Origin of the sequence: Peptostreptococcus stomatis DSM 17678 (assembly GCF_000147675.1) — a bacterium.
Classification (GTDB): domain Bacteria; phylum Bacillota; class Clostridia; order Peptostreptococcales; family Peptostreptococcaceae; genus Peptostreptococcus; species Peptostreptococcus stomatis.
This window is the reverse complement of sequence record NZ_ADGQ01000050.1, coordinates 51,186-77,654: the sequence shown is the minus strand read 5'-3', so window position 1 is coordinate 77,654 and position 26,469 is coordinate 51,186. Positions and strand designations below refer to the sequence as shown.

At 35.8% G+C, this 26,469-nt stretch carries 24 protein-coding genes; 6 read left to right on the top strand and 18 right to left on the bottom strand.

What is annotated here, in order from left to right; all coding sequences use genetic code 11:
- Positions 1–71: 71 nt before the first annotated feature.
- The 3 genes from trmB to HMPREF0634_RS04575 all read left to right on the top strand — a co-directional run bounded on the left by trmB (position 72) and on the right by HMPREF0634_RS04575 (position 2,966).
- Complete coding sequence (gene trmB, locus HMPREF0634_RS04585; protein ID WP_007789405.1) at positions 72–929, top strand: tRNA (guanosine(46)-N7)-methyltransferase TrmB; 858 nt, start codon at positions 72–74, stop codon at positions 927–929.
- On the top strand, positions 913–1,731 hold the full coding sequence (locus HMPREF0634_RS04580; protein WP_007789376.1) for a hypothetical protein: 819 nt from the start codon (positions 913–915) through the stop codon (positions 1,729–1,731). The genes trmB and HMPREF0634_RS04580 overlap by 17 nt, the downstream gene beginning before the upstream one ends.
- Positions 1,732–2,117: 386 nt before the next feature.
- Entirely contained in the window at positions 2,118–2,966 is an 849-nt protein-coding gene (locus HMPREF0634_RS04575) for a DegV family protein (protein ID WP_007789432.1), read from the top strand.
- Between the two features lie 183 nt (positions 2,967–3,149).
- On the opposite strand, the gene HMPREF0634_RS04570 is transcribed toward HMPREF0634_RS04575, so the two are convergent.
- Both HMPREF0634_RS04570 and HMPREF0634_RS04565 read right to left on the bottom strand, forming a co-directional pair.
- Positions 3,150–4,505, bottom strand: a complete 1,356-nt coding sequence (locus tag HMPREF0634_RS04570; RefSeq protein ID WP_007789381.1) for a citrate/2-methylcitrate synthase — start codon at positions 4,503–4,505, stop codon at positions 3,150–3,152.
- 445 nt (positions 4,506–4,950) lie between these two features.
- Positions 4,951–6,003, bottom strand: coding sequence for a threonine aldolase family protein (locus tag HMPREF0634_RS04565; RefSeq protein ID WP_007789378.1), 1,053 nt, complete (start codon positions 6,001–6,003; stop codon positions 4,951–4,953).
- Positions 6,004–6,180: 177 nt separating this feature from the next.
- On the opposite strand from HMPREF0634_RS04565, the gene HMPREF0634_RS04560 reads away from it, so the two are divergent.
- Complete coding sequence (locus tag HMPREF0634_RS04560; RefSeq protein WP_040565759.1) at positions 6,181–7,320, top strand: tyrosine-type recombinase/integrase; 1,140 nt, start codon at positions 6,181–6,183, stop codon at positions 7,318–7,320.
- Between the two features lie 142 nt (positions 7,321–7,462).
- Entirely contained in the window at positions 7,463–8,098 is a 636-nt protein-coding gene (gene lexA, locus HMPREF0634_RS04555; RefSeq protein ID WP_007789339.1) for a transcriptional repressor LexA, read from the top strand.
- Between the two features lie 138 nt (positions 8,099–8,236).
- Here the strand turns inward: lexA and HMPREF0634_RS04550 are convergent, their stop codons facing one another.
- The 12 genes from HMPREF0634_RS04550 to HMPREF0634_RS04495 all read right to left on the bottom strand — a co-directional run bounded on the left by HMPREF0634_RS04550 (position 8,237) and on the right by HMPREF0634_RS04495 (position 19,925).
- Positions 8,237–8,725, bottom strand: a complete 489-nt coding sequence (locus HMPREF0634_RS04550; protein WP_050786356.1) for a DUF2628 domain-containing protein — start codon at positions 8,723–8,725, stop codon at positions 8,237–8,239.
- A gap of 13 nt (positions 8,726–8,738) precedes the next feature.
- Positions 8,739–10,634 (bottom strand): ATP-dependent zinc metalloprotease FtsH, encoded by a 1,896-nt coding sequence (gene ftsH, locus HMPREF0634_RS04545; protein WP_007789341.1) that lies wholly within the window; start codon positions 10,632–10,634, stop codon positions 8,739–8,741.
- A 10-nt stretch (positions 10,635–10,644) separates the two neighbouring features.
- Positions 10,645–11,532, bottom strand: a complete 888-nt coding sequence (ispH, locus tag HMPREF0634_RS04540) for a 4-hydroxy-3-methylbut-2-enyl diphosphate reductase (protein WP_007789420.1) — start codon at positions 11,530–11,532, stop codon at positions 10,645–10,647.
- A gap of 17 nt (positions 11,533–11,549) precedes the next feature.
- Positions 11,550–12,164: a lysophospholipid acyltransferase family protein gene (locus tag HMPREF0634_RS04535; RefSeq protein WP_007789453.1), complete on the bottom strand. Its 615-nt coding sequence runs from the start codon at positions 12,162–12,164 to the stop codon at positions 11,550–11,552.
- Positions 12,164–12,823: a (d)CMP kinase gene (gene cmk / locus HMPREF0634_RS04530; RefSeq protein WP_007789418.1), complete on the bottom strand. Its 660-nt coding sequence runs from the start codon at positions 12,821–12,823 to the stop codon at positions 12,164–12,166. Before cmk ends, HMPREF0634_RS04535 begins: the two co-directional genes overlap by 1 nt.
- 63 nt (positions 12,824–12,886) lie before the next feature.
- Positions 12,887–14,143: a BaiN/RdsA family NAD(P)/FAD-dependent oxidoreductase gene (locus tag HMPREF0634_RS04525; RefSeq protein ID WP_007789409.1), complete on the bottom strand. Its 1,257-nt coding sequence runs from the start codon at positions 14,141–14,143 to the stop codon at positions 12,887–12,889.
- Between the two features lie 16 nt (positions 14,144–14,159).
- Positions 14,160–14,810, bottom strand: a complete 651-nt coding sequence (locus tag HMPREF0634_RS04520) for a histidine phosphatase family protein (RefSeq protein WP_007789335.1) — start codon at positions 14,808–14,810, stop codon at positions 14,160–14,162.
- 90 nt (positions 14,811–14,900) lie between these two features.
- Positions 14,901–15,737: a MurR/RpiR family transcriptional regulator gene (locus HMPREF0634_RS04515; RefSeq protein WP_050786357.1), complete on the bottom strand. Its 837-nt coding sequence runs from the start codon at positions 15,735–15,737 to the stop codon at positions 14,901–14,903.
- Positions 15,738–15,938: 201 nt separating this feature from the next.
- The gene (locus tag HMPREF0634_RS04510) at positions 15,939–16,670 is read right to left on the bottom strand and encodes a pseudouridine synthase (RefSeq protein WP_007789477.1); all 732 of its coding nucleotides are present in this window, start codon (positions 16,668–16,670) and stop codon (positions 15,939–15,941) included.
- A 59-nt stretch (positions 16,671–16,729) separates the two neighbouring features.
- The gene (locus HMPREF0634_RS04505) at positions 16,730–17,443 is read right to left on the bottom strand and encodes a tetratricopeptide repeat protein (RefSeq protein ID WP_040565758.1); all 714 of its coding nucleotides are present in this window, start codon (positions 17,441–17,443) and stop codon (positions 16,730–16,732) included.
- A gap of 200 nt (positions 17,444–17,643) precedes the next feature.
- A complete protein-coding gene (gene gltA, locus HMPREF0634_RS04500; protein ID WP_007789383.1) occupies positions 17,644–19,032 on the bottom strand; it encodes an NADPH-dependent glutamate synthase in 1,389 nt (462 codons plus the stop codon).
- On the bottom strand, positions 19,032–19,925 hold the full coding sequence (locus HMPREF0634_RS04495; protein ID WP_007789384.1) for a sulfide/dihydroorotate dehydrogenase-like FAD/NAD-binding protein: 894 nt from the start codon (positions 19,923–19,925) through the stop codon (positions 19,032–19,034). Before HMPREF0634_RS04495 ends, gltA begins: the two co-directional genes overlap by 1 nt.
- 382 nt (positions 19,926–20,307) lie before the next feature.
- Here HMPREF0634_RS04495 and HMPREF0634_RS04490 point away from each other — a divergent pair, with 382 nt between their 5' ends.
- Entirely contained in the window at positions 20,308–21,162 is an 855-nt protein-coding gene (locus tag HMPREF0634_RS04490) for a sulfurtransferase (protein ID WP_007789443.1), read from the top strand.
- Between the two features lie 186 nt (positions 21,163–21,348).
- On the opposite strand, the gene HMPREF0634_RS04485 is transcribed toward HMPREF0634_RS04490, so the two are convergent.
- The 4 genes from HMPREF0634_RS04485 to HMPREF0634_RS04470 form a co-directional block, all read right to left on the bottom strand.
- The gene (locus tag HMPREF0634_RS04485; protein WP_007789397.1) at positions 21,349–22,392 is read right to left on the bottom strand and encodes a biosynthetic peptidoglycan transglycosylase; all 1,044 of its coding nucleotides are present in this window, start codon (positions 22,390–22,392) and stop codon (positions 21,349–21,351) included.
- A 12-nt stretch (positions 22,393–22,404) separates the two neighbouring features.
- Positions 22,405–22,923: a 3'-5' exonuclease gene (locus tag HMPREF0634_RS04480; RefSeq protein WP_007789365.1), complete on the bottom strand. Its 519-nt coding sequence runs from the start codon at positions 22,921–22,923 to the stop codon at positions 22,405–22,407.
- 20 nt (positions 22,924–22,943) lie between these two features.
- Positions 22,944–23,834 (bottom strand): tRNA 2-thiocytidine(32) synthetase TtcA, encoded by an 891-nt coding sequence (locus HMPREF0634_RS04475; protein ID WP_007789349.1) that lies wholly within the window; start codon positions 23,832–23,834, stop codon positions 22,944–22,946.
- Between the two features lie 133 nt (positions 23,835–23,967).
- Positions 23,968–26,256: a type IA DNA topoisomerase gene (locus tag HMPREF0634_RS04470; RefSeq protein WP_007789451.1), complete on the bottom strand. Its 2,289-nt coding sequence runs from the start codon at positions 26,254–26,256 to the stop codon at positions 23,968–23,970.
- Positions 26,257–26,469 lie beyond the last annotated feature (213 nt).

Here is a 26,469-nt window from a genome sequence, read left to right as displayed (position 1 = left end):
AAAAAGTCTCTAAGGTCTAATTTAGGTCTAGGGGCTATTATATTATAAATGAGTTCAATAAAGGAGACATTATGAGAAGACGTAGAGTAAAGGGGGCAGATGAAAAGCTCCTGTCATATAAAGACTATATAATTAACGGGATGGTTGACCAAGTCCTAGAAAGGGATGTAACTGATCTTTCAAATCCAGAAAATACAAATTCTAAAGTTCCTAAGCCTAAAAAACCTAGAATAAACAGAGTAGAAAAGCTAATTAGGAGAGAAGACCTTAGTAGGGATTTTTTGAATCCATTTGACAATAGGTACTTCTTAAAAGATGATGTCTACAATAAGCTTGTGAAGAATTATAGGGGCAGGTGGAAAGAAATTTTTGGTAACGACAATCCAATCCATGTAGAAGTTGGAACAGGTAGGGGCAAGTTTCTAACTGGTATGGCCCAGGCTAACAGGAATATAAACTATATCGCCCTAGAGATCAAAGAAGAAGTCTTGGTCAAGGCAGTAGAGAAGGCTTATAAATTAAACCTAAACAACATAGTATTTCTATGGGGTAGTGTAGAATTATTTGATTTATATTTTTCAGACTCTGAGCTTGATAGGATTTATATCAACTTCTGTGACCCATGGCCTAAAAAAAGGAATGCAAAGAGGAGGCTTACACATAAAAACTTTCTAGAACTATACAGGAAGAAATTAAATAATGGTCAAATACACTTTAAGACTGACAATCGAGACCTCTTTGAATTTAGTTTAAATGAAATATCCAATAATAATTGGATCCTACAAAATATATCTCTTAACCTGGCCAATAGTGATTACGAGGGTAATATTACTACTGAATACGAAGAGAGATTTATGACTTTGGGTATGCCAATATATAGGTTGGAGGCTATTGATAGGAGGCAATATCAAGATGGAAACTATAGCTAACTACCTGCTGAGTGCCCTTATACTTAGCCTGGAGATATTATTTGTCCTATCTCTACTGGCCAGTATATTCAGCTTTCTTGGTAAGAAAAATACCTTCTATATATACAATTGCTTTGGTATGAACGGTCTCGTTATAACAGGCCTAATAGGTACAGTTGTCCACGAATTTAGCCATATGCTATTTTGCCTTATATTTAGACATGAGATAGTAGAATTTTCCCTATTCAGACCCTATAAGAGTAGGTTTGATGGTGTAATGGGTTATGTCAACCATAGCTGTGATAGGTCCAGCCCCTACCAAATGGTCGGTAATTTCTTTATAGGAATTGCTCCTATCATAGTTGGTACTGGCTGCATGATACTCTTTATGCGTATTTTGTTGCCAGAAGAGTTTAAGGCTACCTACCAGACCTTTAACCAGAATATGGCATATATGTCCAATATAAACAGTATAGGTGATTCTTTGAATATCTATATAAATATAGTTATAGCCATAATCCATAATTTAAATCCATTTATAAGGCACAGCTGGCCAAGGTACATAGTCTTTATATATATAATGTATTCTATAACCAGCCATATGGACCTTAGCAAGGAGGACATTATTAATAGCAGGGCTGGACTCTTAGTATTTATAATCTTGACCTATTTGATTAATTTGATATTTATAGTCCTGGGTATAAAGTACCAGATCCTACTACTTAAAGTCTTAATTAGTGTATTTTCATTTTTGACAGTAGGTTTATTTTTTGCCTTTACAACGATGCTAATATCTAAGACCCTTGATATATTTATAGGTTAAGCCAAATGACTTACGGCTTAACCTATATAATTATAATTCTCCCTGAGAGAGAACTTAAGCCCTTATATGTAGTTTGGCTAACTTAGATGTTACTGGTTATATATCATATTAGGCATTATATATTATGCCAGGTCTTAAGTTAGGTGGGTCACATACAACTATTCCTTAAATGTATATTTAGGGAATAATTGTGTGATGATAGGACTATACAGGTTAATATTATACTGAAATAAACCAAGGTCTTGTTTGGATGTTTTTATAACTTATATACTTACACTTATACATATTTTTATGATATAATATAAGCTAACCTTAAATAAACGTATATAATAAATTTAATGCCCTAAATATGTATGGGTAGATAAATATAATTAGGAGGATTATTAATGAGTATTAAAATAGTCGTGGATTCTGCTTCAGAGTTCACTTATGAAGAAGCAAAATCTTTGGGCCTTTATTTCTGCCCTCTTAGTGTTACTTTTGGGGATAAGGAATATAAGGATAGCATAGATATAAATAACCAAAAGTTCTATGAATTATTGGAGGCGGCAGATGAACTTCCTAAGACTAGCCAGGTTGGTCCATTTACCTTCCAGGAAGCATTTGAGGAAATTGTAGAAAATGGTCATACAGCCCTTGCAATTACTTTATCTTCAAAGTTATCAGGAACATATTCAAGTGCAAGATTGGCTGCCCAGGGATTTCCGGGCAAGGTCTTTCTTGTAGATAGTTTGAGTGCAACTATAGGTGAAAAGATCCTAGTCTTATATGCCCTTGAACTTATTAAGACCATTGATGATCCGGAAGAAATCGTCAAAAAATTGGAAGCAAAACGTGAAAAAATTACTATCTGTTACCTATTGGATACCCTAGAATACCTACATAAGGGTGGTAGACTTTCAGCAGCCCAGGCACTTGCCGGCTCTATCTTATCACTAAAGCCCCTATGTGGCTTAAGTAATGGTGAAGTTGAAGTTGTAGCTAAGGCAAGAGGCCTAAAAAAAGGTATGGAAAAATTAGCTGATACAATCAGGTTAGCTGAGGACTATGACCCAGACATGCCGGCTATGATGGTTTACTCTGGTAACGATCCAAAGGGCCTAAATAAGTTTAAGGACTTATATCCCGATATCTTTGGTAAGGATATAGAAAGCATACCAGTATCAGTCATGGGGTCTACTATAGGTACCCATGTTGGACCTGGAACTATAGGATTGGCCTTCTTTAAGAAGTAAACATATGAAATAAATTCAAATCGACTGTTTGATGTGATAAATATAAGGTAGGCTGCATTTCTATCTGTTTAGAAAGAAATGCTTGCCTACCTTTTTATCCGTTATATAACTTTTTATATATCTTTATCACTGTATATAACTTATTATCAAATTTATATAACCTATTATCCAATGCTTTAATAATTATCTCTCATCCCTTGGCTTATATTCTTTAGCTACAACCAAACTCTTGTAGGCTGGTCTGATAATCTTATCAGCAGATATGAGCTCTTCTATCCTGTGAGCAGACCATCCTACTATTCTAGCCACTGCAAATAAAGGGGTAAATAATTCTCTTGGTATACCTAACATATCATATACAAAACCACTGTAGAAGTCGACATTAGGGCTTACAGGCTTTAGGGTATTCCTATATTCCTGTATCAACCTAGGTGCAATCTTTTCTATATTATTGTATAGTTTCATATCTTTAGAATGTTCTGTTTCCTTGGCTAACATCTCCACAAACTTTTTAAATACTACCTCTCTAGGGTCAGATAAAGTATAGACTGCATGTCCCATACCATAAATCAAACCCTTTTTATCAAAGGCTTCCTTGCTAAGTATTTTCCTCAAGTAGGCCTCAATTTCTGCCTCATTATCATAATCAGAAACGTGGGCTTTTATATCATCCATCATATTAATTACCATAAGGTTGGCTCCACCGTGCTTCTTACCCTTTAAAGACGACATGGCAGCAGCTATAGCTGAATATGTATCTGAACCACTAGACGTCACTACCCTAGTTGTAAATGTAGAGTTGTTACCTCCTCCATGCTCCATATGTAACATCAAGGCTATATCAAGCGCCCTAGCTTCTATCTTTGAATATTCACCATTTGGCCTCAACATCCTCAAAAGATTTTCAGCCAAAGACAGGTTCTTATCAGGCCTATGTATGTACATAGACTTGTCATTTTCATAGTGGTTATAGGCATGGTAGCCGTATGCTGCCATCATTGGAAAAGTGGAAATCAGCATAATACACTGTCTTAAAACGTTTTCTAGACTAAGATTATTTAACTCGTCATCATAAGAAGACAGGGTTAATATACTCCTGGTCATATTGTTCATGATATCTGGTGTAGCAGCCTTCATTATAACGTCTCTGGTAAAGCTAGGTGGAAATGACATGGCATTAGCTATAATGGACTTAAATTCATCTAACTCCTGGCTATTTGGCAACTGGCCGAACAACAGTAGGTAGGCTGCTTCTTCAAATATATACCTCTTTCCCAAGGCTCCCTGAACAAGATCGACTATATCATAGCCCCTATATAAGAGGAAACCATCTGTGGGTACCTTTACACCATCAACAAGCTTTGTACCACCAAGATGAGATATATTAGTAAGTCCAGTTAAGACACCCTGGCCCTTCTCATCTCTTAGTCCCCTTTTTACTCCGTACTTGCCGAAGAGATCCCTATCTATACCATCATTTTTATAACATAAATCTTTCTTATTTTCAACATAATTATCTAAACCTTTTATAACGCACATACAAAACACCTCTTTGAATTATTTTAAATTAGTATTTCATTTATTTTTTAATTGCAAATATAAGTAAAATTATTTCATTTAAAACAAGACCATTGTATTGCTTGTATTTTAATAGTTCTAGTATAATTTATTTATTTTTCTAGATGTTATATTTTTAAATACCTCTTATAACTCTTTTATATATTGCAATTTTTTGAACAAGTCTTTCTTTAATAATACTATAAGCTTTTTTCATTTTTTTGTCAATATGCAAGTTTTATTACTGATATTTCATATCAAGAATATAATTAGATAAAAAGAGTCCTGGTAAACATAAAGTATACCAGGACTGTAAAATTTACATATAAAAACTTATTTAATTTACTTATTTCTAATAAACCTTTATTTTCAGTATTTCTTTCGGATTATCAAAGTATTTTCATCTATTATATATATTAGTCTATACTTAAAGACTTGCTATAGTTTCTAGTAGGTAGTCTATATCTTCTCTCTTAGATGCCCAACTTGTACAAAATCTTAGTCCATTTGAATTGTCTTCTTCATAAGATTCAGTTGTATAACTAATCCCCCTATCATCAAATACCTTCTGTTGTTCCTTAGTCAATATAGGAAACTGTTGGTTGGTATAAGAATTTGAAAGGAACTTTATATTTTTATTCAAAAATGCCTCCTTTATTTCTAAGGCATACTTGCAGGCCTCTATACTACTCTTAGTATATACATCATCCGTAAACAGGTATTCAAACTGTACTCCCAAAAGCCTACCCTTGGCCATAATTGCCCCCTTACTCTTAGATAGGCAGGCAAAACCCTTATTGTATTTATCGTTGGTAAAGCAAACAGCCTCACCAAACATGGCTCCACACTTTGTACCACCTATATAAAATACATCCGAGTACCTAGACAGGTCTTCTAGGCTAATATCATTTTCTTCTGAAGCCAGCGCATAGGATAATCTTGCTCCATCAACAAATAGGGGTAGGTTGAACCTATCACATATAGTTTTAATTTCTATCAACTCCTGCCTTGTATACAGGACCCCCCTTTCAGTTGGATGTGAGATATAAACTGCACCTGGCTGAGCCCTATGCCAGTCCCAGTGTCCAAAAAAGTTTGATAGGTACTTGTCTAGGCTCGTTGGGTATAATTTAGCCTCATTATCAAGGACTTCATCACCATTAGATACAGTGATGACTTTATGCCCGATCCCTTCAATCGCTCCACACTCATGTATATTCACATGTCCCAATACAGGTGATATAACACCCTCATGCGGTCTCATAATTGAAGATATAACTGTTAGGTTTGCTTGTGTCCCACCGACAAAATAATGTACATCCAAGTCATTAGACTTACATGCTTGTCTTATTTTTTCAGTAGCACTATCACAGTATTCATCTAACCTATACCCGGCTGTTTGCTCCATGTTCGTCTTTACAAGTCTGTCAAGTAGACCTGGAAGGCAGCCTTCTAAATAGTCATTTTCGAATCTTAGCATAAATTTTTCCTCCTGATAATATATTTTTCTTACCATCCTTACTATATAGGTAAATTTTAACCTAATCTTACAAGTAATAAAAATGATATGTTATAATAGTATATTATATAAAAGAATTTGTCCAGTAATTTTTATAAATTCTGAAAACTTCTTACAATCTAAAGAAAGGTGAACGAAATGGCTAAAAAAATTAATAACAAATCGTCTAAACCGAACAATATTGTTATGAGAGATAGTAATATTATGGATGAATGTATGCTTTTGGAGTCACAACTACCACCCTTCATGAAGGAATACTTTATATATTTGAGGGGGGCTGTAGCTGTCACTACTAGGAGGGCATATTTAAATGATATAAAATTTTTCTGTACCTATATTATAGATTCTGGCCTATATACTAATGCAGAAAAACTATCTGATATAAGCTTAGAAGATTTCGCTGAAATTAGTGCCAGAGATATAAATATCTTCCTTGGCGACTACTGTAATCGCTACTACAAGGAGGTAAACTCTGACAGGGTCCTATACGAAAATAACAACAAGTCCCTGGCCAGAAAAAAATCATCCCTATCTACCCTATTCAAGTTTCTTTATAGGAATGGACAGTTAAAAGATGACATAAGTGGTGGCTTTAACCCTATCAAATTGCCTAAGCCCCAACCAGATGCTATTAAGAGACTTGAAATAGATGAGGTGGCTACAATGTTGGATGTTGTAGAAAACGGGAATGGCTTGACTGACAAGGAGAAAGACTACTGGTTAAAGACAAAACTAAGGGACAAGGCTATCTTGGTCCTCTTTATAACCTATGGACTTAGACTTAATGAATTAAGAGAACTTAATATATCGTCCTTTAATTTTTCTAGGGGTGAATTTATGATATATAGGAAGAGGGGTAAGGAAGTACTTATGCCTATAAATGAGGCCTGTGAAAGGGTTGTAAAGGACTATATCGACTATGAAAGACCTAAGTCAAGTGATATAGAAGAGGAATACCTGGATGCCCTATTCTTATCCTTACAAAAGAAAAGAATGACATCTAGGTCTATTAGAGACCTAGTAAAAAAGTATACATCTATTGCCATGAAGACTTCTAGAGACAAGGGCTATAGCCCCCATAAACTAAGGGCAACAGCAGCCACTTCCCTGATTGAAACAGGCTTTTCAATATATGATGTCCAAAATCTTATGGACCATGACAATGTTACAACTACCCAACTCTATGCCGCCCATAGAAAAAATCTAAAGAGGGATATTGTAGAAAACTTTAACTGGTTAGATGAAGATACTCCCCTAGGTAAAAAAAGAAATGATTAGCATAGGTTAATTAAGTATAATAATACAATTAATATTATAGTCCTGTATAGATACTTTTATATAGGACTATTTCTATTATAGTTAATAAACTTGAACATATGTTCTAGATATGATATACTCTAACTATATAGGAGGGATGCTCATGTACGATAATTTAACTGAAAAAGAGCTTTCTGTACTGAATTTCTTAAAGTACCATATCAAGGATAAGGGCTATCCACCTTCAGTACGTGAAATCTGCAAAAATCTCGATATCAAGTCAACTTCGACTGTTTTTGGTATCTTGAATAGACTTGAAAAAAATAAGTATATCAGGAAGGACCCTAGTAAAACCAGGGCTATTGAAATATTGGGCAATGATAATGGGTCCAATAATTATAACTTTGATCCGGAAATCATCAACTTACCGTTAGTTGGTAGCATTGCTGCTGGTAGTCCAATCTTGGCCCAGGAAAATATAGAAGACTATATTGGTCTGCCCTCAGCTTATATAAAGGGAAAGGACTGCTTTATGCTAAAGATTAAGGGCGACAGCATGGTAGAAGTAGGCATAATGGACAAGGACTACATTATAGTCGATGCTGCCGATACCAGGGCTGACAATGGTAAAATTGTGGTAGCCCTTATTAACGGGGAAAGTGCAACTGTTAAAACCCTGGAAAAAAAAGATGGCAAAATATGGCTTATACCACAAAATTCTGCCTATGAACCTATGATTTTTGAACCTGACCAGGTGAAGGTAATGGGCACAGTTACAGGTGTATTCAGGGTATATTAGAACATATAAAATGGTATTTTGAAAATAAAGGATGTCCCTCTTTCTGAGCAAGACATCCCTTTTACTTGTAAAAAGAACCACTAGACAGGCTGGTGGTTCTTCTCTATTACTTATATTTATTTACTTGTTTATCTTGCCCTATAAGAATATGCCTACAGCATAAAGGAAAATTGTTCCTCCTACCCAACAACCAGCAATATATCCATCTACTCCAGACTTGTCTGTCATAAATTTATGCCTGAATTTAACTGCTACTTCGTCACCCTGTTTTTTTAACTTATTTACATGCTTGTAGTAGTCATGGATTCCGTAAAAACCTGCACGCACATATAGGCCAAATGACAAGATATATATACCTATCCATAGAGGTTGCCTAATTACAGATGCTACCATAGCCAGAAGAACCTGAAGGCCAATAATGCTGGCCCCCTGTAAAACCATCTTACGGTATATGTACCAGTAAGGAGCAAGTAGCATGGCATGAAGGTTAAAGACCTTCTTATCTCCCCCCTTGTCAAAGGATTCAAATATAGGTTTATAGTAATCTAAATTCTTTTCTATCAGGTCATCCCTTTCTACAGGTTTGGTATAGGACTCAAATTTCAATTCTCTTCTAAAAGCTTTCATGCACATAAACTCCTTAATTATTTTCTAAGTCTGCCCTTATAGCAGATTCTAATTGCTGGCTAGCTTCTACAAAGTCAACCTTTTTTGTTATTATATAGTTGTTGTCGAGTATATCCATAAACTCTTCACCAGTGATGGTTTCATTTTGTAACAAGTATCCAGCTATCTCATGTAACTTATCTATATTTTCATTTAGTATGTCAATTGCCCTCTGGTGACAGTCATTAATTATTTTTATTACTGCCTTGTCTATATTAGTAGAAGTTTCAGGTGAACAAGCCAACGAAGTGTCTCCACCAAGATAGGCATTGTTGACTGTTTCAAGGGCTACCATACCAAATTCGTCATCCATACCAAACCTAGTAACCATAGACCTGGCAAACCTAGTGGCCATCTCTATATCATTAGATGCACCTGATGTCTTGGTATTAAATATTACCTCCTCAGCAGCACGACCACCAGTATATGTAGTTATCTTGTCCAAGGCTTCTTCTTTCGACATTAAGACCTTTTCTTCCTCATCTACCTGCATAGTATATCCTAAGGCACCAGAAGTCCTAGGTATTATTGTTATCTTGTGGACCGGAGCTGAATGCTTGCCCATGGCTGCAACCAAGGCATGTCCAACCTCGTGGTAGGCTATTATCTTCTTCTCTCTTTCGTTTATAACAGCCCCCTTCCTCTGGTAACCTGCTATAACGGTCTCAACAGATTCTTCCAAATCTTCCTGGAGTACTTTCTTCCTGCCTAACCTTACAGCCCTAAGAGCTGCCTCATTTACTATATTAGCCAACTCGGCACCTGAAGCACCTGATGTAGCCCTGGCAACTTGGTTATAGTCTATATTTTGGTCTACATTGACACCCTTTGTATGTACCTTGAGTATAGCCTCCCTACCATTTAAGTCTGGAAGTTCAACCGGAACCCTCCTATCAAACCTACCTGGTCTAAGTAGGGCCTTGTCTAATGAATCAGGTCTATTTGTGGCAGCCAATATTACTACACCAATACCGTCTTCAAAGCCATCCATTTCACTTAGAAGCTGGTTTAGGGTCTGCTCTCTTTCGTCATTTCCACCAAAGTTAGCATCCCTCTTTTTACCGATGGCATCAATTTCGTCTATAAAGACTATACATGGTGCCTTTTCCTTGGCCTGCTTGAAAAGATCCCTAACCCTTGAAGCTCCCATACCTACAAACATCTCAACGAATTCTGAACCAGATATTGAGAAAAATGGTACTCCTGCCTCTCCAGCAACTGCCTGGGCTAGTAAGGTTTTACCTGTACCAGGAGGTCCAACTAAAAGAGCCCCCTTAGGCATCTTGGCCCCTATCTCCGTATACTTCCCAGGATCATGTAGAAAGTCAACAATCTCACTAAGGGCTTCCTTGGCTTCATCCTGGCCAGCTACATCATCAAAGCTGACTCCAGTAGTCTTTACGTATAACTTGGCATTACTCTTGCCAAATGACATGATTCCACCTGAACCACCCATTCTCTTCCCCATACTGTTGAGTAAATACCTACCCAGCATCCAGAAGATAAGGAAAGGTAGCACCCAAGTAAGTAGGAAGTTTAATATTGGAGAATTTTCCATAGGAACTTCCTTAGAGTACTTAGCCCCTGATGCATTTAAGGTTTTAACTAGGTCTGGATCATCCATTGCCCCGGTCACATAAACTTTTTTACTATCCTTCTTTGGAGTGAACTTTATCTTCTTGTCTAAAACAGTTACGGTATCGACTTCCTTCTTTTCCAACATCTGGATAAAAGTTCCATACCCAACCTGGGTTACCCTATTTTTTTCTACATTCGGTATCAAAATTGTATTAAACAATAATATGACACCCAACAAAACTGCGTAGAACCATATAAAATTTAAATTGGGCTTCTTATCTTTATCATTCACTTTATATCACCTACAATTCTCTTAAAAAGTTAATAACTTCCTCTATTATCCAGTCTGGTGTTGAAGCACCAGCTGTTATACCTATAGTATGGTATTTCTCCAAGAGGTTTCTATCAAGATCTTCCTTGGTTTCTATAGAAAAAGTATCTACTATGTCTTGGCATATTTTAACTAATTTCTGTGTATTAGAACTATGCTTGCCACCTATTACTATCATAAGATCAACCTTTTGGGCTAATTCTCTTGCAGACTCCTGCCTAACCCTTGTGGCAGAGCAAATTGTATTTTCTACTTCAAACTTTATATCCAATGACCTTATATAATTAATAATTGCATCAAACTCCTTTTCATTCATGGTAGTCTGTGCAACTATAAAGTAGTCTTTATTGGTTTCAAAACTTATATTACTTATTTCTTCTAAATTTTTAGCTATTATAGCTGAGTGGCTGGACCATCCGTTGATACCTATAATCTCAGGGTGGTTCCTATCGCCTATAACTATTAGTTGCTTTCCATCTTCAAAGCACTTATTTGCCAGGTAGTGTATTTTCCTCACAAAAGGACATGTTGTATCTATTATCGGTATATTTTTTAACTTAGCCTCATCATATATAGACTTTGATACGCCATGAGACCTTATAATCATTTCCCTATCTTTACTAGCATTTATTCCTCGTCTAACTTTTTCACTCTCAATCTTTTCTATTTCTTCAATAGTATCAACTGTCAGCATACCTCTTTCTTCATACTTGGCAACAGCCTGTTTGTTATGGATAAGGGGACCCAAGGCATATATGGCTACCTTGTCACTCTTATCTAATTCATTCCAGGCCATATTCATAGCCCTTTTGACTCCAAAACAAAAACCCGCATTATCAGCAATCAATATATTTTTCAATCTACATCACCAACCGTTTATATTAATTTAATTCCATCCTTATTGTCATTGAAGTTCTCTATAACCTTGTCAAAAACTTCTTGGGAGATTTTAGGATATTCTGTCTTGTCAACCTTGGTATTATAATAGTTAGACATATCAATAGGTTGTCCTATAACTACCTTTACCTTGGAAAAGGGTCTATAATTTGTGATTATACTCATAGGTATTATATCTGCCTTAGACTTTATAGAAAATAAGGCAACTCCAGGTTTAGCAGGTAAAAATGTATTTGAGTCTAAACACCTTGTACCCTCTGGAAATATACCCAAAACCCTGCCATTCTTTATCTGTCTCAATATTTCCTTTACAGTAGATAGGCTAGGATTAGCCCTATTAATTGGTATAACTTCTACCTTATTGAGTAGGGACCTTAAGATAGGTATCCTAAAAAGTTCTTGCTTGGCTACCGGTATAATTCTCCTATTTTTTACTGCCCCTATCATAAAAAGGGGGTCAAAATAGTGTTTGTGGTTTGCAATTATAATATACTTACCTTCATCCGGTATATTTTCTTGTCCTATAACCTCTATCCTATAAAAAATAGCAAGTAAAAACCTCACTATAGAACATGCAAAATTGTAAAATCTCATTATTCACCAATCCTTCTCACCATATCAGATATATAAGTAACGACCTGGTCAATTGTCATAGATGTTGAATCAACCTCTATAGCATCATCAGCCTTAACCAGAGGTGCAACTTCCCTAGTTGAGTCTATATAGTCCCTCTTTTTTATATCTTCAATTATATCTTCTAAAACAACTGTCTGACCCTTGTCAACTAATTCCTGGTACCTCCTTCTACCCCTCTCCTGGGCAGAAGCATTCAAGAAAAATTTATACTTGGTATCTGGAAATATGTGGGTACCAACATCTCTACCGTCTAAAATAACATCAGACCTCTTGCCGATTTCTCTTTGTTTTTCCAACAAAAACTCTCTTACTTGAGGTATTTTGGCTACATCAGATACCTTAGAACTCACTTCCAAGGTCCTAATCTCCTCACCTAGTCTAACCCCATCTAGGTAAATAGAGTTGTCCACAAAGTCAACTTCCGTCCTAGAGCAGAGGTCAACCACCTTCTGTCTGTCATTTATATCAATACCCGATTTAAGGCACTTATAAGTTATTGCCCTATACATAGCTCCCGTATCTATATAATTAATACCCAGATTTTTAGCAATCAATTTTGAAATAGTACTTTTTCCAGCCCCTGCTGGCCCATCAATTGCTATCACCAAATTTTCCATATCAGTACCTACTTTCCTTTAAACCAATTTTATAATTAAAGTATATATATACAACCTTTATTTTCACTTAGCTTTTAAACTTTTAGCCAGGGACATACCCGCTAAATATCCAGTTGAAAAAGCTATTTGGAGATTAAATCCCCCAGTAAGGGCATCTACATCAATCATTTCTCCGACAAAATAAACCCCCGGATGAAGTTTAGACTCCATACTAGCAGGATTTATTTGTTTATGAGAAATTCCACCAGCTGTAATCGTTGCTGTCTCAATCCCAGCCAACTTCTTTACAGTAAATTTAGCCTCCTTTATGGCATCAACTACAATATCAATCTTTTCTTTCGTCATGTTTGCAGTGGTTTGGCCCAGCAGGTCAAATCCAATTTTCCTACTTAGCTCATCAAGAATAAACTTAATAAAGTTATTTGGTAAACTTCCCCTTAAGTTTACACCAATGGTTTTTTTCCTGTCATTTATTGCCAAATTATAGACCTGGTCCCTAGACATAGCTGGTAAAAAATCTATAAAAATTTCTCTATCTAATGGATTATCATTAATATAAGATGACATCTTAAGTATGGCTGGTCCACCTAAGCCCTTGTGGGTAAAGATAATATCCCCTAAAATTCCCCTTTTCTTCCTTCCTATTTTGGTCCAAACCAAGACCTTGTTCATGGAAATACCAGCCAAGTTTTTAACCCACTTTTCCTTGACTTCTATGGGAACCAGGCCTGGTCTAGGACTTACAACATCATAACCCTTAGCCTCTAAAAGGCCCAATATAGACCCATCAGACCCTGTCTTAGGAAAGCTCAAACCACCAGTAGCGAAAACCACCCTCTTAGCACTTAGTAGGTAGTCCTTAAATTTAACGGATTTTATTTTATCCTCAATATTTATATCTCGAACCTTGCATCCCAAATATAGGTTTATATTAGCATCTTTTAATTTAGCCTCTAAAGCCCCTATAAAATCTTGAGCTTTAGATGTTTTAATATAGACTTTCTGGTCATTATCAACTTCCACATTATAGTCTAAACCCAGGGATCTGACAAAGGTCTTTAAGTCTTCATTTGTAAAAGAATAAAAGGAGGAATAAAGGAATTTTTTGTTATTTACCACCATGTCAAAAAACTCTTCTATAGGCCTATTATTTGTGAAATTACACCTACCTCCACCGGTCATGGCCAACTTTTGCCCAAGGGCTTTACCCGATTCGACTAGGGCTATCTTTGATGTATTATTATACTTCCTAGCTGTGAGGGCGGCCATAATACCTCCAGGTCCTGCCCCGACAACAATCAAATCATATTCTTTCTTCATTATCTATCTCTCTTAACTACTCCAGTGGACTCTGAATCTGGTTTATGTCCAAAAATGCACCTGACTCTAGGTGGTTTATATCATTCATCTTTATAACTACGGGCCCATACTCCCTAAATTCAACTATATTAAGGGCAGTATTGTCCTGTTTTATCCTATACAAGTTAGAAAGTGGTGACTCTAAAAAGCTTAAAAGCATTACCCTAACAGTTACTGAATGAGATACCAAAAGAATGTGCTTATCTTGGTATTTTTCATTCAAGTCCTCTATTAACTTGTCTTCCCTCTCCTTTACTATATGTAATGTCTCTCCCCCTGGCATATCAGCCTTATCTGGCTCATTTCTCCATAGGTGTAGGAGGTCTGGATATTTTTCCTTTATTTTTGGTATAGGCATACCCTCCCATTCACCAAAACCCATTTCTCTAAGGGCAGGTGTAGGATTAATACTTAAGTTTAACTCTTCGCCTATTATTTCGGCAGTCTCTACAGCCCTGCCAAGGTCACTACAATATATTAAATCAATAGGATATTCCTTCAAATATTTTGCCAAATTTATTGCCTGGATTTTTCCCAGTTCAGTCAAGGGTGAATTACCATGACCCTGTGTCCTTCCCTGTGTATTCCAAACAGTTTGGCCATGTCTTACTAAATAATATGTGTTCATTCTAACCTCCAAATAAGTTATATATTATACATAAAATAATAACCTAATATCTCTATTAGGTTATTGAATTACTCATATTAAATATTTTGTCTATTCATATATTCCATATTTTTCCCAGATATCTTCTAGTTCCTTTAGGTAGGATTTTACGTCATCCTTCTCCCTCATAGCTATACCCATAACGATTGCATTAGCCACACTGAAAGCTGGCACTAGTGAATCTATAAATGATACCATATTGTTCCTAACGGTAACAACAGTATCTGATATCTTTGATATAGGGGCATTAATGCTGTCAGTAATTGCAACCACCTTGGCCCCCCTCTCCTTGGCAAAGTTAACTACCTTGTAAGTCTTCTTAGAATACCTAGGAAAACTAATAGGTATAAATACGTCACCTTCACTAATTTTTGTCATCTGTTCATATGGCTCACCCATATCCATTCTTATAATAATTACATTATCTAGGATATAGTTTAAATAATAGGCCAAGTACTTGGCAACGAAAATAGAGCTTCTTAGCCCCATAATATATACCTTTTTAGCATTAAAAATCGTATCTACTGCTTCTTCATAAGAGTCTTGATCGAGATGTTCCATTGTATCTTTTATATTATTTATATCATTCTTAAATACATTGTTAAGAATCATACTGTCAGACATATAGTCTGCATCAGTCATTTCAACCCTTTCAACAGTTGTTAGCTTTGTCTTTATTAGCTCCTGAAGGGCATCCTGGAATTTCGGATATCCAGAAAAACCCAGGGCTGTTGCAAATCTTACAACAGTAGATTCACTCACTCCTACAGTTTCACCCAATTTTGAAGCCGTCATAAATGCAACCTTAGGATAGTTATTCATCGTGTACTGGGCTAATAGCTTTTGCCCCTTACTCATAGTCTTATACCTATTTTTCATTATATGCATTAGGTTGTTTAATTGATCATCATCACCATCATTTTGCTTGTTTTCATTGGTTATACCAATTCTAAGTTCTTTCTTTTTTTTCATATCGTTTGTATCGAATTTCATAAAATACACCCCTAGACAAATTTGTATAATTTACTACTACAATTATACAGTAAAAATCAATAATTTTCAATAAAGTCAAAACTTTTATAAGTATAATTAGTCTCTTTTCCCCGTAGGATTTTTTAGATAGTTTACTTCATCATCGGTCAAATGCCTATACTTGCCAACTTCAACATTATTTACACTTATCTTACCCAAGGCCACCCTTTTTAAATTCATAACTGGATGGTTAATAGCATTAAACATCTTTCTTACCTGTCGATTTCTACCCTCATGTATGCTTACCCTACATACAGAGTAGTTTTTTTTAACATCAGTCTTTAAGACCCTTATTTTGGCCTTAGATGTTACATAATCTTCTATTTCCAGTCCATTTTCAAATCTCTCTAGTTCCTCAGAAGTTGGTATCCCCTTTACCGAAGCTATATAGGTCTTGGTAATTTCATGTTTAGGGTGGGTGATCTTATAAGTCAGATCACCATCATTTGTCATTAGTAAAAGACCACTAGTCTCATAGTCCAGCCTACCTACAGGATATATTCTTTCCTTTATATCAGTTACCAGGTCCATGACATCTTTTCTACCAAACTGGTCCTTAGATGAAGTTATATAACCCTCGGGTTTGTTCAGTAATATATATACCAATTTTTCACTATTTATATCTATTTTTTTTCCATCATACTCTACTATATCCTTATCTTCATTAACCTGGTAGCCTAGATCATAGATAATTTGACCATTCACCTTTATTCTACCTTCAGAGACCAGGTTTTCTGCCTTTCTTCTTGATGCAATACCTGCACTTGCTATATACTTATTAATTCTCATGCTTATTTTTCTCCATTTCAAAAAGCTATCTCATAACGAAATAGCTTTTTATACATAAATTAATTACCTTTTTGTCCACCACTTGTACCTGTGCTACCAGTATTTCCTTGTGTAACCTGGCCTGTACCACCAGTTCCACCCCTGTTAATGTTATTAGTACCATTATTTACAGTACCGCTCCTGTTTATATTATTAGCGCCATTATTTATAGTACCACCCTGGTTAGTATTTGCTCTGGTATTGGGATTATACTTCCCCTGGCTCGGTTCATTAACACTTTCATCACCAGTTTGATTTTTGTACTTATTGTACTTATTGTAATTATTTCCATATGTGGAACCATTAGCATATTTATTTTTATTTTCTTCTGCAGACTTTTTAGCATTTTCTTTTCTTACTATAACAGCCTTTTTCTGCTTATCATATTCGTCCTTAACCCTATCTAGCATTTCCTGGGCCTGACTCCTTATCTTAGCTGAGCCAGAGTTATCATTTACCAAGTCTTGAAGTTCTATTATAGCTTGCTCATAATCTTTTCTTTTTTCACTTTTTGTTGCCTTCTGTAGCTTTAAAGCCTGATAATACATACCTCTCGCCTCTGTATTGGCTTCATCCTCATCTAGAACCTTAGACAGGTTAGACATAGCCTTGTTGTACTCACCATCCTCAATATATTTTCTGGCATCACTCATCAGCTGGCCTGATTCAGTGAAGCCACAACCACTTAGGACAAGTGTAGATAACAACAAAATTGAAAGTATTTTTCTTTTCATATTAACCTCCTATTAAGGTAGATATCGCCTATTTATACAATTATACCACATTAATGCCTATAAGTATAGGAATTTGCCTATTTTAATAATGGATAAAGAATGATTTTTAATATTTATATAAATAGGCTGCATATTCATAGATTGAATATGCAGCCCTTATATACTTTTAATTGCTTATATATCTAATTGTATACCTGAAATTAAAGGTACTTTTCCCTTAGGTACTTATCCATGGCAGCAGCCGCTGTCCTACCAGCACCCATTGCTGATATAACTGTTGCTGCGCCTGTGACAGTGTCTCCACCAGCATATATACCTTCTATAGATGTCAAGCCATCTTCATCAGCAACTATACACCTTCTCTTATTTATATCAAGGCCTGGTGTAGTAGATGCTATAAGTGGATTTGGCCTAGTACCAAGAGACATTATAACCATATCAACATCTAATTCAAATTCAGATCCTGGTACTTCTACTGGCCTTCTTCTACCTGATTCATCTGGCTCACCCAATTCCATCCTGATACACCTCATACCACATACATTACCATTGTCATCAACTAGGATTTCAGTTGGATTAGTAAGCAAGTTAAACTGGATACCTTCTTCCTTGGCGTGGTGAACTTCTTCAACCCTGGCAGGAAGTTCTGACTCACTTCTCCTGTATACTATATGAGTGTCAGCACCTAGTCTTAAGGCTGTTCTAGCAGCATCCATGGCAACATTACCACCACCTACTACTGCTACCCTATTACCAACCCTGATAGGAGTATCATAGTCATCAATATAGGCCTTCATCAGGTTGACCCTTGTAAGGAATTCATTGGCTGATAGGACACCATTGGCATTTTCACCAGGTATACCCATAAATGACGGTAGCCCTGCACCTGACCCTATAAATACAGCCTTGAAGCCTTCATTTTCAAACATCTCATCTATTGTAATAGTCCTGCCTACTACAACATTATTTTCAATCTTTACCCCCAATTTTTTGATTGAGTCAATTTCATAATTTACAACTTTTGTCTTTGGTAGCCTGAACTCTGGTATACCATATGTCAAAACTCCACCAGCCTCATGAAAGGCTTCAAAGATAGTTACATCATAGCCCGCCTTGGCAAGGTCACCAGCACAGGCAAGACCAGATGGTCCTGAACCTACTATGGCAACTTTTATTCCGTTCTTTTCTATATTACCACTTAGGTCTATATGATTTTCCCTAGACCAGTCGGCAACGAACCTTTCCAACTTACCTATTGATACAGGTTCACCCTTTATACCTACAACACAGACTCCTTCGCATTGAGATTCCTGTGGACATACACGACCACAAACTGCAGGTAAAGAACTTGACCTTGCTATAACCTTGGCCGCTTCTTCAAAGTTTCCTGCCTTTACCTCCTGGATAAACTCTGGAATATTTATACTTACGGGGCATCCCTGGACACACCTAGGATTTTTACAATTTAGGCATCTCTGGGCTTCTTCCTGGGCTTCTTCTGCATTATATCCATAACAAACTTCTTCAAAATTGGTAGCCCTAACCTTCGGATCCTGTTCCCTAACAGGTACTTTTGTCTTTATAGCCATTAGTGCTTACCTCCTATCTGACAATTCGGACTAGAATGAGTAGGTCCATCCTGCTTTCTCAAAGTTTTTCTGCCTTCTTCACTCTTGAACATCTGTTGTCTCTTCATCGCTTCATCAAAGTTTACCAACCAACCGTCAAATTCTGGTCCATCTACACAGGCAAACTTAACCTCATCTCCTATGCTTACACGACAGGCACCACACATACCAGTTCCATCAACCATGATAGTATTTAAGCTGACTATTGTTGGTATATTAAGCTTCTTAGTCGCAAGACAGGCAAACTTCATCATTATCATAGGCCCTATTACTATAGCCTGGTCATATTTCTTGCCCCTATTGGTAACTAGTTCATCTAACATTACTGTTACATTGCCATGAAAACCATAACTTCCATCATCTGTACACATATATAGGTTTTTAGCAACGTTTTCCATCTTGTCTTCAAAAATTATAAGGTCCTTAGTCCTGGCACCTATGATCACATCTACATCTACCCCGTGTTCATGCAGCCATTTAACCTGTGGATATACTGGGGCTGCACCAACTCCACCAGCTATAAATATCATTTTTTTATTTTTAAGCTCATCTATACTTTCATAGATGAACTCACTTGGCTGACCCAGAGGACCGACAAAATCCTTGATAGAATCTCCCACTTCTAGCTTGCCTAACTTCTTACTAGAAAAACCTACAACCTGGAAGACGATTGTCACAGTTCCTCTTTCTTCATCATAGTCAGCTATTGTAAGTGGCATCCTCTCACCTTTTTCATCTATTATAACAATAATAAATTGACCTGGTTTTGCTGAGTGAGCAACTCTTGGAGCTTCAATATCCATTAAGTACACAACATCGTTAAGTTTTTTCTTCTCAACTATTTTGTAGCTCATTATAATATACCCCCTGTTTCGTAATGTGTTTTTTATTCTCAATAGATAATATGGAAATAAAATATAAAAATTTTCACCATATGCACTCCTTAATTATACACTATATCTTCCATATTTTATAGGTCTTTTATGAAAAATACACCCCTCTTAAGGTCAAAATTCTTGCCATAAACTCATTTTGTGCTTATAAATATTCATGATAGGAAAATGTTTGTTTTCATATGATATATATAAATTCAAAAATTCAGAAAATATCAATATTAAAGTCTTATATTGTATACATAATAAAATAATTATGTTATACTCAAGGTACAGGGGGATAAACTAATCCAGTTTTTAATATTATTATTAATTATAGGTATATTTAAAAGGAGATGTTATTATGAAAAGACTAATTAGCGTTAATGAATTCTTTGAACTACAGAAGAGCGATAAAAAGGTTGTTGTCCTTGACTGTAGGTTTGACCTTATGAACAAGACTTATGGTATTGATTCATACAAGGAGGGTCATATAAAAGACGCCTACTTAATTAATATAGAAAAGGACTTAACTGATCCGGTTGGTCAGCATGGTGGTAGACATCCATTTAAGGACCGTGACCAGCTAAAGGCCATCATAGAAAGCTTTGGTATTGACAATGATACAATAGTTGTTACATATGATGATGGTGACCTACAAGGTGCTGGTAGACTTGTTTTCCAGTTAAACAACCTAGGTTTTTATAATGCTTTTGTCTTAGACGGTGGTCTAATTGCCTACAAGGCTAATGGTGGTCAGATAGAAACAGAAGAAAGAAAACCACAGAAATCAGACAAGCCTTTTGATGTAAAGATTGATACTTCATTTATGGTTGATATGGAATATGTAAAGTCTAAACTATATGATGAAAATACAATCATAATAGACTCCAGGTCTCATCCTAGGTATCTAGGCCTTGAAGAACCAGTTGATAAGGTGGCCGGCCATATACCAAGTGCAAAAAACTACTTCTTTATGGACAACCTAAATGTTGATGATATGACTAAGTCATCATACATAAGTGACGAAAAGTTAAAAGAACGTTTCAAGGATCTTGATCCTAAGAAGGAAATCATCGTTTATTGTGGTTCTGGTATTTCCCTAATGGTTAATGCCCTTGCCCTTGACAAGATAGGTATACCTTATAAGATTTATCCTGGTAGTTACTCAGACTGGATTAGCTATGATGAAAACAAGATAGCCACAGTAGAAGAATAAAATATAAAATTTTTATGAATTTAATATAATAAACTAGGTCTATACCTGGTCATCATAAGAGGTGGACACACATTGATACTCTAAGTGGCCACCTCATTTTTATATTATTTAAAATTAAAATAATACCAAGAGATATAATATCCCTTGGTATTTAATATACACCCGCATCTAGGTATTTAATATTTACTATTGGTCAATCTCAGACTTGAATGGTGTATCCCTATACATCTGGGCCTTATACACATTTTCCTTTATATAACCCAGTTTATACATCCTTAATAAAACTGCTGCCTGCCTTTTTTTAGCCTGCTCATAATTTTGATACAGGCTTGGGTTATTAGTAATACCCGCAAGCATAGTACACTCTCCAAAGGTAAGATTGGATACATCTTTACCAAAATATAGGTGGGCTCCAGCCTGAACTCCATAAGCCGATTTACCCAAGTACATATTATTCAGGTAAGCTTCAAGGATTTCATCCTTGGTCATTATCTTATTTAATTCTCGTGCATTATGCATATCCTGAATTTTTCTTTTTAAGGTCTTTTCATTGCTAGTCAAGAGATTTTTAGATACCTGCATATCTATAGTGCTGGCACCTTGTGTAGCCCCTCCTGTAAGGTTGTTTACTATAGACCTTACAAAGGATTTGTAATTAATCCCCTTATGGTCATAAAACCTATGGTCTTCTATAGCTACTACAGCCTTTTGTAAGTTTGCCGGTATCCTGGCTAAGGCTACAGGTTCCTTGTTTATATAGCTTTCATTAACCATTTTTTTAGTTAATACAGGCATATCGCTTACTACACTTCTTACATACAAAAATCCTGCAGAACCGCCAATTATAGAAATTACAAGGACCACTAATAAAAGCTTCTTCAGAATCCTCTTTAACCTTGATGGACCATATTCTTCATAGTCATAATATTCATCATCATAGTCATCGTAGTCATCATAATCATCTTCATTATATAATGGCCTTTTATTTCTAGTATAATAGTCCCTATCTCTATCCTTTATATACCTATCTGTATTTCTATTTCTTCTAGAGTTGAAATCTACTATATTAGAACTCTCCTCATAATAGCTATCTCCACTTCCAGCCTGTTTCTTTATACGAACCTTGGACTTGTTTTCTTCCCTATTAGACCTGGCTTGACCAGACCTGCTTGAATTAGTCGAGCTAACCCTTTTACGCCTTAGCTTATTTTTATCATTATTGTCAGCCATAAAAACCTCCCCTTACATAGACAGCCTAATCTTCATAAATAGTTTAGCTGTTGCAAGGGTATCAGAATCTGCTCTATGGGCATTTTCATTTAAAATTCCATAATAGTCACAGGCAGTCTGCAATTTTTTATTCTTACCCTTGTATTCCTTATTCTTCTTTAGCATTTCCATAGTGCATATATACTTGTCTATAGGATCTAGGTTCATCTTTTCAAGATAATAATTTAAAAAACCAATGTCAAATTTCGCATTATGGGCAATTATTGTCCTATCACCAATAAACTTCCTAAAATTAGGTAAGACATCCTCAAGTGGCAGGGCATCCTGAACCATATCATTCGTAATATTTGTAATTTCAGTTATAACACTAGGTATAAATCCATTTGGTTTTACAAGCCTAGAGTAGTTTCTGTATATCCTATCTCCCTTGATCTCAGTTACACCTATTTCAATTATTTCATCACCATTGAAAGGACTCAAACCTGTAGTTTCTAAATCAACTACTACATATTCTTCTTCAAAATATACCATGTGACCACCTCCTAGTTTGCCTACTCAAGATCACCTAAATCATCCTTATCAAACCTCTCCATAAAAGTATGCTTGACTCCGTCTAACTGCCAACCGAGTACAGAATCTATATTAACATTTTCTGCAGCCTTAAATATAGACTTCTCTACGTTGGAAAAGTTATCAGACAGCTTACTTATAAGTTCTTTTATTTCATACCTCTTATTACCTGTCCTGCTTGCAGCAACTGTACATGCACAGTTTATAGGTGCTAGTCCAGTATACTTAATCCATCTTATTATGTCTTCTTCCCTTATATAATATAGGGGTCTAATCAATTCAAGGCCATCAAAGTTTGTTGACTTTAGTCTAGGCAACATGGTCTTGAAATTACCAGAACAAAGTATATTCATCATGGTAGTCTCTATCACATCATCAAAGTGGTGGCCTAGGGCTAGTTTGTTACAACCCAGGGCTTCTGCCTTACCATAAAGGGCCCCCCTCCTCATTCTTGCACACATATAGCAGGGATAGTCGCTGGCTATCCTATCAGCAACTTCAAATATCTGGGAATCGAATACCTGTATTGGTATCTCAAGATATCTGGCATTGTCTAGAAGAATATCTCTTATAGTCTCATGGTAGCCCGGGTCCATGCCTATATATACAACTTCAAAGTTAACTGGAGAATGTCTCTTAAGTTCTTGAAACATCTTGGCCATAAGGATGCTATCCTTGCCACCAGATATGGCTACAGCTATCTTATCCCCTTCTTCGACCAGGTTATATGCCTTAATAGCCTTTATAAACTTTGACCACAACTTCTTCCTATACCTCTTGGTAATACTCTTCTCTATTTCTTTTAAATCCTTTTTATCTTCATCAGGGACTATAAGGTTACAACCTAGTCCTGCTAATCCGTTTTCTGACATTTTTCCTCCAAATTTATTGCTATAAAATCCATCCCTCATTATATCATAGATATACCTGCATGGTCAAAGCTATAAACAATAAAGAATTAAGTTTTGAGTATCCATAAGATACAAGTAGAGACAAAAATACAATTTATTCTAATTTAGCTTCAATTTTTAACCTTAAAACCTTGTCAGGACTGATTATATAACCTATCTTGGCTTCAAACTTCTTGCCATTTATATCTTGTAGTCCCTTTAAGTTTGCCTCCCCTTTTTTAGCCAGGGAACGTACCATGGTTTTATTAGGTTTTTTATTATAAGATGCAAGCTGGGTGTCATTTTTCCAAATTGTAAAGCCACATTGTTTATAATTTTTACAAGAAAAGGCCTTTGGTGACTCTATAATACTGGCCCCACATTCTGGACACTTTCCTATTATCTCTAGGCCGGTTTGTGGATCTATGACCTTTTCCTTAGTCTTTTTAATGGACTTTGACCTTGTACTTGAAATTTTCTTATCTTGTTCAATGCCTTTTTTCCCAAGTTTTTCACTGATCTTAACAGTAGTTTTAGCCTGAGAAGTCTTAGCTTTAAAGCTTGATTCCTTGACAAATTTTTTTGTCCTTGGATTATAAACTATTTTATCAGTATTAATGGACTTATTGGGTCCGAATTTTATCTTATTCACATTATCATAGACGAACTTACATATCATATTAAGGTAGTCCTTCCTACTGAAATTTCCCTTTTGTATATCGAAGAGGCTCTTCTCCAACTTACCTGTAAAGTCAACATCAAACAAGTCGTCAACAGGGAATATCTCTACTAGATTTATACCTAAATCAGTTATAGAGTAGCTTTTGCCCTTCTTTTTTACATAACCTACTTGTCCAATCTTTTTTAAAACATCTGCCCTGGTAGCAGATGTACCTATTGAATAGCCTGATAAGACGCTCGTATCGTCTTCAGAAACATTCTTACCACAGTTTTTCATCGCCTTTAAGAGAGAATCTTCCGTATAGGGTTTAGGTGGACTCGTTACCTTTTCTAGAGGCTTTATGGAGACAACATCTACACTTTCCCCTTTTTCAACCAGGGGTAATAGATTACCACCAGCCAACTTACCATATATATCTAAGTAGCCCTTAACCTTTAAAACCTTCCCCTTTGATTGGAACCTGTGTTTATCAACATCAGTCATAATTTCAGTATTTTCATATTCAGCAGGTGGCATAAAGTTTGCCAAAAACCTATCTCTAATAGCCTCATAGACTATCTTTTCATCCTTTGATAGACTATTAGGAGGTATTATATAGGTAGGTATGATGGCACTGTGGCTCTCTACCTTTGATGAGTCAAATACCCTTTTTGACTTGGAGAACTTTATATTAGATTCACAAGGATGCCCCTTTTTTATAATATTTAAGGTTTTTTCAACCTTACCAACCAAACTTTCTTCCAAGTAAAGAGAATCTGTCCTAGGATAGGTTATATAGCCTCCCTTCCCTTTACCTTCATAAAGATTTTGACATATGCTTAGGACCTTGTCAGACGTAAAACTAGCATATTTTGATGTTATAAAACCTTGAAGTGAAGTCAGTGAAAATAGTTTGGGTGCATATTCCTTGGATTTAGTAACCACTTTAGAACTTATGACACCAGTATTTGAATCTATTTTAGATATTATACCCTTGGCCAAGTCAAGATCTGTCATTTTTTTATTCTTATCTAAAACTAGTTTACCACTATATTCACCATTTTTAGCCCTGAACCTTCCCTCTATCTCATAGTACTTCTCTGGTACAAAGTTTTTTATTTCCATGTGTCTATCATATACTAATTTTACTGTTGGTAGGATTACCCTTCCTATGTTAAGCATCTTACCATTGCCATATTTTAGAGTGGCTGCACAGGTGAAGTTAATCCCAATCAGCCAGTCTGTTATCAACCTAGTGTATCCAGCAGCCTGAAGGTTTCTCATATCCTCATCATCTTTTAGGTCATTGAGACCCCTAGTAATGTCTTCTGGTGTCCACTCATTAACTAATATACGTTTAACAGGTTTTGTGTTTTTTGCCATCATAAATATCAAGAAAGATATTAGTTCACCTTCCCTATCATTATCTGTAGCATTTATAATATATTCTACATCCTTCCTATTTATTAGACTTGAAACTATTTTAAACTGTTTATCCTTATCTTTATCCACCTTGAATTTGAACTTAGACTCCGGTATAAATGGATAGTTTTCCATCTTCCATGAACCAGAATACTTGTCCTTATTATAGTCCTTCATGTCAAAGAGAGATACAAGGTGTCCAACTGCATATGTTACTATGTAATTATTACCCTCAAAATATCCGTTTTTTCTAGCGCCTGCCTTTAAAAAGGCTGCTATTGTCTTTGCTACTGAAGGTTTTTCTGCCAATACTAATATCATATAGGTCTCCTCCTATATCTAATTATTTACCTATATCTATATCTATTTTAATTATTTACCTATATACTTATCTTTTTATTATACCATATCATAAAGTATCAGACCATTTTTTTACTAGCTTCAGTAGATCAGACTTGTTGGATTGGAGAATCAATAATATAAATAGGCAGTCCAAGTTATTAATTAACTAAGACCGCCTATTAATTGCTACTT